Raw genomic sequence first — 9,342 nt, 5'->3', positions numbered from 1 at the left:
CAATCCACGGCCGCGACTGACGTTTCCCCACGACCAGACCAACGACCACCCAAGTCGAAAGTCACTTGATCAACAACTTCTGTTAGGACCTCTTAACAGCAGTTGTCGAAGTTGTCGATCACGTGGCTGTCGACCTGGCTGCTCGTTGGTCTGGTCGTGGGAAAGAGACAGTCGCGGCCGTGGACCATGTCGGATGAGCTGTGGTCGCTTGTCGAGCCGTTGCTGCCCGAGCCGGGACGGAAGTTGGTGGTGGTGGGGGGTGGGGGGCGGCCGAGGCGCCGGCCCGCAGGCGTGTCATGCCTGAGCCGAAGCCCAGTTCCTGGGGCAGGTGCTCCCGCTGGAGCCAGGGGGCCTTGGGTCAAGCCCCGGTGTCCCGCCGTGGTTGCGGTTGTGCGGTTCCTGAATATCCTGTACGGCGTTTTCCATCGGCGTTGCGCTGACTTGTCGGCACTATGCCGTTTTCCACCGGCGTTGTGCTGGCCTGATCGGCGTGTGTTTTCGGTCCTGTATCCCGGCGCCGGCCCGACCTGTGATTCCGCGGGAACCCTCCGGATGCAACGCATGTAGGGAGGCCGGCCTGAGGCGGCTACGGAAGGAGAACACCGAGCTGCGCCGCACTCCCGCCGTGTACGAGGAGGCCATCCGCCAGCTGGCCCTCGAAAACGACGCCCTGCGCAGCGGCGGCACCGTTCTTCCACTGCCCAATCGCAGCACGCCCGCGCCACCCGCGCCGTCCTGAATCCGACACCGACCCCCGGAGGCGTCTGGCGTGCGAATGGACGCTGGGCGTGGCGCGCAGCCAACTACCGATGATCAACGGGAGTTCGTCAAGCCGTGCGTGCCGACGAGGTGCCCGTTCCCGACCGGGTCGCGTCCGCGCCCCAGCTGGCCAGCAGTCGTAGTGCCTCGGCCGACGGGGAGCCCGGTTCGGCGTGGTAGGTCACCAGCATCTGCTCGTGGGCGTCGGCCTGGTGGAACGACTCGAGGCGGAGATCGAGTTCGCCGACGAGCGGGTGGTGCAGGCGCTGGATGCCGTGGCACTTCTCCTTGACGTCGTGGGTGGCCCACAGCCGCCGGAACTCTTCGCTCTTCACGGAGAGTTCGCCCACCAGTGCGGACAGCTGGGGGTCGTCCGGATGACGGCCGGCGTCCAGGCGCAGCTGAGAGACGACGTCGCTCGCTTTGTGCTCCCAGTCCACGAACAGATCGCGGTACTCGGGCCGCAGAAAGACCAGCCGCGCCCAGTTCCGCTCCTGCGCCGGCAGCTCGGCCCAGTCGCCGAAGACCGCCGCGGCCATCCGGTTCCAGACGAGGATGTCCGAGCGCCGCCCCACGAGGATCGCCGGAACACCGTCCATGGTGTCCAGCAGCGTCCGCAGGGGACCCCGCACCTGCGGGGCGCGGCCGGCCGGCTTCCTCTTCTGCTTCGGTTTCGCCAGGTGCGTGAGGTGGGCGTGCTCGGCGTCGCTCAGCCTGAGCGCGCGGGCGATGGCGTCCAGGACCTCCGCGGACACGGTCCGCCCGTTGCCCTGCTCCAGGCGCGTGTAGTACGCCACCGACACCCCGGCCAGCTGCGCCAACTCCTCGCGGCGCAGCCCCGGCACCCGCCGGTACCGTCCGAAGTCCGGCAGGCCCACGTCCTGGGGCCTCAGCCGGGCCCGCCGGGTGCGCAGGAACTCACTGAGCTCGGCACGCGGGTCCAGAGCGCCGGCGGCGGCCTCGTGCACCGGTTCGGGGTATTCGTCCATGCCTCGAGTATCCACGGTCGCACACACAACAGCCTGACCCAACCAGTGGTAGGCACAGCGCACGTACGCAAAGCCGTGACCTGGGTGGATACCGGATCGCCCAGCACGCTGGAGACCGTGCCCGGCTGGAAGGAAGCCGGGGCGTGGCTTGCATCAAGAACGGAGCACACCCCATGACCGCAACACAGGGGACCGAGTCGAGGACGCGCCAGAGCGAAACGGCGGCGGAGGTGGTGGGCCGTCTTCGTGCGACGTTCACCACCGGCGTCACCCGCCCACTGGACTGGCGCGTCAACCAGCTGCAGCGGCTGCGGGCCCTGCTGGTCGAAAACGAGCAGGAGCTGATCGAAGCGCTCTGGAAGGATCTGAGGAAGAACGCCGCCGAGGCCAAGACGCAGGAGATCGACTTCACCATTGCCGACATCGACGAGGCCCTGGCGAATCTCGAGAGCTGGCTTCAGCCCCGCCCGGTGGAAGTTCCCGCCCACTTCGGCCCCACGACCACGGCCTACACCACCTACGACCCGCTCGGCGTCGTCCTGGTGATCGCCCCGTGGAACTTCCCGCTGCACCTCCTCATCGACCCCATCATCGGCGCGCTGGCCGCCGGGAACACCGTGGTGGCCAAGCCGAGCGAGATGTCGGTGCACACCTCGGCGGTCGCTTCACGCCTGCTGCGCCAGTACTTCGACGCCGACGTCCTCACCGTCGTCGAGGGCGGTGCCGAGGAGACCACGGCCCTGCTGGCCCAGCGCTTCGACCACATCTTCTACACCGGCAACGGCACCGTCGGCCGGATCGTCATGGCCGCAGCGGCCAAGCGCCTCACCCCGGTCACGCTGGAGCTCGGGGGTAAGTCCCCGGTCTTCGTGGCGCCCGACGCCGACGTGGACGAGACCGCGAAGCGGCTGGTCGGCGCCAAGTTCGGCAACGCCGGACAGCAGTGCATCGCCCCCGACTACGTCCTGGCCGACCCGGCGACCGCCGCCAAACTGGGCCCCGCCCTGCGCGCCGCGGTCGAAGCCCAGTTCGGCACCGACCCGCAGACCTCGGCCGGCTTCGGCCGGATCATCAACGAGCGGCACTTCGACCGCCTCACCGCCCTGCTGGACTCCGGCAAGGCAGCGGTGGGAGGCCGGCACGACCGCGACGACCTGTACATCGCACCGACCGTGCTCACCGACGTCGACCCCGCATCGCCCGTCATGCAGGAGGAGATCTTCGGTCCGATCCTCGCCATCGTCGAAGTCGAAGACCTCGACGCCGCCATCGCCTTCATCAACGAACGCGACAAGCCCCTCGCGCTCTACGCCTTCACCACCTCCGAGGCCACCAAGTCGCGCCTGGTGAACGAGACGTCCTCCGGCGGCATCGCCTGGGGCCAGCCGGTGATACAGCTGATCATGCCCGGCCTGCCTTTCGGCGGCGTCGGCGAAAGCGGCATGGGCCGCTACCACGGCCGGTACACCCTCGAGACGTTCAGCCACCTCAAGGCCGTCGCGGACGTGCCGCTCAACTAGCCGCGCGCTTTCGTCAAGCGGGCTCTCCGATGGGCGATCGGCCGGCGGAAGTGCCTCAGGCCGGTGAGAATGAGGATCACTGAGATCGCTGTCCCCGCCACCGCCCCAAGCGCGTTCCAGGTGAAGCCGTGTATCGCTCCTCTTCGCGGGGGCACGACGAGGGAGCCGGCCGCGGCGCGGCCGGCAGACACCGATCCGTACCGGCTCCGGCGGCGGCACCCATGACTTCGTCACCTGGCTGACTGCTGATCGTGCGCAAGGAGCGAACGCCCGTACTCCGGCGGGCAGTTGCGCTTGGCCGGCGTCGGCGTCGGCGCCGACGGCATGCGGCTCTCACCGCGTTCGCCCCCGCGTTCGCCGCCCACACCACCCGCACCCCGATCGCGGTCCTGCAACCGCGTCGCCGTCAGCGGGCCCCGTGCCTGCCCGAGGGCCGCATCCGCGCCTCCGCCGGGACAGCGTGGACCCACTGCGTCGCAGACCTTCATCCCGTTTCCCTCCGTATTGCAGAAAGAAAGAAACCCATGACTGTCAACATTTCAGAAGTTTCGCCCGTTCCATCGCTTTTCTCCCCTGTCTCCCTCGGGAAGATCGAGCTTGCCAACCGCATCGTCATGGCGCCGATAACCCGGGTCCGGGCCGGTTCCTCCGGCATTCCCGGGGACCTGATGGTCGAGTACTACCGGCAGCGGGCGAGCGTCGGAATGATCATCACTGAGGGCACCTACCCCGACCACGTGTCGCAGGGGTGTGTCGGTGAGCCGGGCATCGCCACCGACGAGCAGGCGGCCGGCTGGCAGCGGGTGTTCGAGGCGGTGCACGCCGAGGGCGGCCGCATCGTCCTGCAGATCATGCACGCCGGCCGCGGCACCCACCCCGACATCAACGGCGGCCGCCGCATCCTCGCCCCCAGCGCGATCGCCATCAACAACAAGACGTTCACCGAGAAGGGCGAGCAGCCCTACGGAAGCGATGACCACCGCGGAGATCCGGGCAGCCCTGGAGGACTTCGTCGCCGCGGCCCGCCGGGCCGTCGAGGCGGGAGCGGACGGCGTGGAGATCCACGGCGCCAACGGCTACCTGCTTCAGGAGTTCATCTCCCCGGCGGCCAACCAGCGCACCGATGGATACGGCGGCTCGCCGCAGAACAGGGCGCGCTTCGTCGTCGAGGTGGTCACGGCGGTCGCCGAGGCCGTCGGTGCCGAGCGGGTCGGGCTGCGGATCTCGCCGGAGGTCGACCTCGGGGACGTCTTCGAGACCGACCGGGACGACGTCCTGGCCACCTACGGCACCCTGCTCGACCAACTGCGCCCGCTGGGCCTGCCCTACCTCTCCGTCCTGCACGCCGAGCCGGGCGGCGAGCTGGTACAGGAGCTGCGGCGGCGCTTCGGCGGCAAGCTGATCGTCAACAGCGGCCCCTTCGGGGGGCAGACCACCCGCGAGCAGGCGCTCCAGCAGATCGAGGCCGACCACGCCGACGCCGTGGTCGTGGGCCAGGCCCTCATCGCCAACCCCGACCTGGTCGAGCGCTGGCAGGGTGGCCACCCGGAGAACGAGCCGCGGCCGGAACTGTTCTACGGGCCGGGCGCCGAGGGCTACACCGACTACCCCTTCCTCGAAACGGCTTAAGGCCCGCGTTCACGCCTGTCCATGCGGCAGCCCCACTCACATGGACAGGCGCCCGACCGGCGACACTGTGCCCGCCCCTGTGGCCCGCGGTCACACCGGCGATCACCGGCTCGAGGACCGTCGGGCCCGTCAGGGCGTCGGCGGTCCTCGAGGTTCCTGGTCAACAGCCTGCGTTCGGTGACCCCGGCGAGCACATCGTTCTCGTGCATGGCCCCCGCGGCGGCCTTCGGTCACAGATGACGCCTATGACAGTTTTTTGGCGGCGGCCCATCTGCCGGGTCCGCCTTCCGTAAGGGAGTAAGGGGCTGTCGGTGGGGCGGGATCTGGGTCTGGACGGGGTGGTGGACCACGTCACCCTGTCCGGCGAGGAGGCGGGCTGGCTACGGAACAAAAGCGGCGCCACCTGGTCGGGCTTCGCCGTCCAGCTGAAATTCCGCGGCGGCGACCTCGGAGGGGGTTCACGAGTTACTTGTCAGCTGATTCGCCGCTCGTTAACGGCTCCTCAGCCGACGCCGTCACTGGTCCAGGGCTCTTCACACCGGAGGGCCCTGAGCCATGCCCGCAGTGGACAACGGACAGAACGAAACCCCATCCACAACTTCGGCTCCGCGGCCCGCCCCGCGGGCAGGGCAGGACTGTCCACGGCCACGGTGAGCATCGGCTCGGGCAAGGACCAGGTCATGCGGCTGTGCCTTCCACTTGGCGTGGATGCCGTTTCGAGGTGGGTTCGGCAGTCACCTCGGCCGCTTGTTCGTGATCGGTATCAGTGAGAAGCGATGTCTGAAGTGCGGTAGTTTCATCCCCGTCCGGACGCGGGAGGGACGGCGCGGGTGAGAGGTCCCAGGTCGGCGTAGAGGGCGGCGTGGAGTGCGGCCGCGAGTTCGCGGGCCCGGGCTTCGTTCCGCAGACCGTGCATCATGAAGTAGATCGGTCCGGTGTAGGCGTCCAGTTCGACGTCACGGCTTTGGATCAGTCGGGTGATCGCGGCCCGGACTGCGCCGTTCACGGCGTCGTCGACGGTGTGGCCGGAGCCGGCGGTGAGCGTGTCCGCCTTGACGGTCCAGCGCTGACGTTTTTCGGATTCGATGGCGATGAAGACGGCGTGCTGCGCCATGGCCTGCCGGTAGGCGGCGTGGAAAGCGTCGGTGCCGGTGGCATCCGGGATCAGGTGTGCGGGGCAGGGAACCGGGAGGGGCTGCACGAGTGCAGTGTGCCGGGTCTCCCGGATTGGCGCATTCCGTGCTGGTTGCTCCGGGCCCGGGAAGCTACCGCCGGGGCTGTGGTGACCTCTCACGCCCTCCCGGCCGCGCCCCGGCCCCTGCTTGGGGGGCCGGGGCGCGTCGGTCTGTGCGGGTCAGTGTCCTTGGCAGCAGGAACCGCCCGATGCCCGGCCGGCGCCCTGCGCGCCCATGTGCTGCGCCGCCTCGGCTCGGGCCCGTCCCGTCTGTGACTGCGCGTCGTGGACCACCTGTCCGGAGATCAGGGTGTATTGGACCTTGGTGGCGCGGATCTCCTTCACGGGCACCTTGGTGACGTCCCGGTCGAGGACGATCAGATCCGCCCGCTTGCCCGGACGGACGGTTCCCGAGCCCCCGTCGTGCAGCTGGTGCGCCGCGCCTGCGGTGTGCATGACCAGCGACTGGGTGCGGGTCAGCCCTTCGCGGGCGTTGAGAGGCGGCTGGTTCTCCTCGGGGTTGCTGCGGTCGATCGCGGTGGCGATCTGGGTGAAGGGCAGCAGCGGGTCGACCGGCCAGTCCGAGCCGCCGGCCAGCAGGGCCCCCGCCCTGGCCAGGCTGCGCGCCGGGTACAGGCGTGCGTACCGCTCGGGCCCGATGAAGGGCTTCAGCGCGTCGTTGGTGAACGAGGAGGGCAGCGCCCACTGCAACTGCATGCTGGCCACCACTCCGGCGCGGGCGAAGCGCCGGTAGTCGTCGGGGTGCACCAGTTGGAGGTGGGTGATGGTGTGCCGCCGGCTGCGGCGGCCGGGGCGGGCGACGGCCTCGTAGGCGTTCAGGGCCGCGCGTACGGCGCGGTCGCCGATGGCGTGGGCGTGCATCTGCCAGCCGTCCGCGTCCAGGGCCCGGACGAGGGCCCGGTAGTCCCGGTCGCTGACGTGGAGGGGACCCCGGTTGTCGGTCGGCCTGCCCTGGGCGTCCAGGTAGGGGTCCAGCAGGGCGGCGGTCTGCGCCGGGAACTCCATCACCCCGTCGAGGAACACCTTGACCGTGGTCAGCCGCAGCCTGTCCGGTCCGGCGAACCGCTTGCGCGCGCCGCGCAGGAACTCGGCCGCCTCCTGGGGCTTCTTGGCGAGTTCCGCGTCGACCAGCAGCGCGGGGGTGATGCGCTGCTGCAGCACGCCCTCGGCCATGAGCTCGGCGTAGGTCGTGACGAACTCCTCGCCGCTGGCGGCGTCGAGGAAGGACGTGATGCCCGCGGCCAGGAGCGCGCCGGCCATCTTCTTCTGGGTGGCGAGGATCAGGTCCGGACTGTGCGGAGGGATCACCCTGGTGACGAGCCCTTGGGCGTCGTCCACCAGCAGACCGGTCGGTTCCCCGTCGGCGCCGCGGACGATCTTTCCGCCCGCGGGGTCGGGGGTGGTGCGGCCGACTCCCGCGAGGGCCAGTGCCCTGCTGTTGGCGAGGCTGTTGTGGAAGTCGGAGCCCTGCAGGTAGACCGGGCGTCTGGTGTTCAGCGAGTCGAGCAGCGACTTGTCGGCCACGGTGCCCGCGGGCAGCAGGCCGACGGGGTTCCAGTCGGTCACCTGGAGCCAACCGTCCGGTTCCTGCGCTGCCGTGGCGTCCAGCATCTCCTGGATCTTGGCGCGGAACTGATCAACCGTCATGCTCGCATTGCCCAAGGACGGGTTCAGGGACTGCGCGGCCGCCCCGAGCGGGTGCATGTGCCCGTCCTGGATGCCCGGCATGACCGTACCGCCGCCGGCGTCGAGAACGACGGTACGGGGGCCGATGCGACGGCGTATGTCCGCGTTGCTGCCGACCGCAAGCACCTTTCCATTCGTGCCGACCGCCACCGCCTGCGCTCGCGCGCTGCCGGTGGTTGCGGTGAACACCCGCCCGTTCAGCACCACGGTGGCCACCCGCACCGGGGGCCGGCCGGTCGCGGCCCGGGCGGCCGTACCGGCGCCGGCCACCGCGAGGGCGCCCGCCCCGGCCGCGGCCAGGAACGTCCGCCGCTGCAGCGGGCCGCCCGCGTCCCCTGCGGAGGGGCCGTCGAAGACATCTGACATCTGATCACTCCTCACCCGGCGGCCGCACCGGCCGCCGACGCCCGGTACGGTGTGTGATTAATGTTTTAACTACAAGCCGTCACAAGGCTGTTGGGGTACGGATGACGAGCTCGCGCGTCTGGCGGCGTCCCACGCTCGGCGCAGTTGCCGCACGGGCCGGGGTGTCCACGGCCACGGTGTCGAACGCGCTCAACGGCACCGGACGGCTGTCCGATGCGACCCGGCAGCGCGTGCTCGCCGCGGCACGCGAACTCGGGCACGCCCCGGCCAGCACCGCCCGGGCCCTGGCCCGCGGCGCCACCGGAGTGCTCGGCCTGACCACGACGACGTACGGCGACCGGCCCGTCCCGTACACCGAGATCCCCTACTACGCACAGCTGACGCTGAGCGCCATGGCGGCAGCGCACGAGCGCGGCTACCTGCTCACGGTCATGCCGAACTCCCTGTCACCGTGGATGTGGCTCAACACGCCCATGGACGGCGTCATCCACGTCGAGCCGCGCGCCGAGGACCCGGTGCGTTCCCTCCCGCGGGAGCGGGGCATCCCCATGGTCTGCGACGGCCGGCCGCCCCGGCCGCACTGGGACGACGCGTGGGTCGACACCGACTACGAAGCGGGCCTGCGCCTCCTGCTCGACCACCTCGCGGAGTCCGGCGCCCGGCGGATCGGGCTCTCCCTGCCTGTTCACGACGACGCGTACCCGCACCTGATCGCACGCGCATACCAGTCATGGTGCGACGGACGCCGCCTGCCCGCCCTCGTCGAAGAGTACGACCCGCTGCCCGACTACTTCACGGCCGAACAGGACGCGGTCGGCCGACTCCTCAACGGCGATCCACGACCGGACGCCGTCATCGGTGTCTACTCCGACTCCGGCCGCAACATCCTCGCCGCCGCACGCCACCACGGCCTTCGGGTACCGCGGGATCTGCTGGTGGCGTGCATCAGTGAGGATCCGGAGTACGCGATGACGACCCCGCCCGTCACCACGCTCAGCCTCCGCCCGGACCGGGTGGGCACCGAAGCGGTCGACCTGCTGATCGCTCTCATCAACGCCCGCAGCGGCGTGGACCGGCACCGGCTCGTGCAGGCGGCGCTGTCCCCTCGCCGGTCCACACGGCGCCCGGTACGGCACAGGAACGGCACACCGTGACCGCAGGGCCCCGGAACGCATCGGCGGGGCATGGCCTCGCTGGA

General features: G+C 70.1%; 5 protein-coding genes and 1 pseudogene. 3 read left to right on the top strand and 3 right to left on the bottom strand.

The annotated features are described in order from the left end of the window. Window positions 1-827: 827 nt before the first annotated feature. Entirely contained in the window at window positions 828-1,748 is a 921-nt protein-coding gene (locus tag ACWD26_RS42815) for a helix-turn-helix domain-containing protein (RefSeq protein ID WP_451278983.1), read from the bottom strand. A 173-nt stretch (window positions 1,749-1,921) separates the two neighbouring features. On the opposite strand from ACWD26_RS42815, the gene ACWD26_RS42810 reads away from it, so the two are divergent. Both ACWD26_RS42810 and ACWD26_RS42805 read left to right on the top strand, forming a co-directional pair. Next, window positions 1,922-3,268, top strand: coding sequence for an aldehyde dehydrogenase family protein (locus tag ACWD26_RS42810; protein ID WP_451278981.1), 1,347 nt, complete (start codon window positions 1,922-1,924; stop codon window positions 3,266-3,268). A 524-nt stretch (window positions 3,269-3,792) separates the two neighbouring features. Continuing rightward, window positions 3,793-4,897, top strand: a pseudogene (locus ACWD26_RS42805) (alkene reductase). Window positions 4,898-5,693: 796 nt separating this feature from the next. Here ACWD26_RS42805 and ACWD26_RS42800 read toward each other — a convergent pair. Together ACWD26_RS42800 and ACWD26_RS42795 are read right to left on the bottom strand one after the other, a co-directional pair. Then, a complete protein-coding gene (locus ACWD26_RS42800) occupies window positions 5,694-6,098 on the bottom strand; it encodes a hypothetical protein (RefSeq protein ID WP_451278979.1) in 405 nt (134 codons plus the stop codon). 153 nt (window positions 6,099-6,251) lie between these two features. Then, window positions 6,252-8,144 carry an amidohydrolase gene (locus tag ACWD26_RS42795; protein ID WP_451278977.1) on the bottom strand — a complete coding sequence of 631 codons (1,893 nt, stop codon included), beginning with the start codon at window positions 8,142-8,144 and terminating at the stop codon, window positions 6,252-6,254. A gap of 101 nt (window positions 8,145-8,245) precedes the next feature. On the opposite strand from ACWD26_RS42795, the gene ACWD26_RS42790 reads away from it, so the two are divergent. Then, complete coding sequence (locus ACWD26_RS42790; RefSeq protein WP_451278975.1) at window positions 8,246-9,298, top strand: LacI family DNA-binding transcriptional regulator; 1,053 nt, start codon at window positions 8,246-8,248, stop codon at window positions 9,296-9,298. The last annotated feature ends 44 nt before the right edge of the window (window positions 9,299-9,342 follow it).

The sequence above is a fragment of the Streptomyces sp. NPDC002787 genome (assembly GCF_053592095.1).
This window is presented reverse-complemented; position numbering and strand designations above follow the sequence as displayed.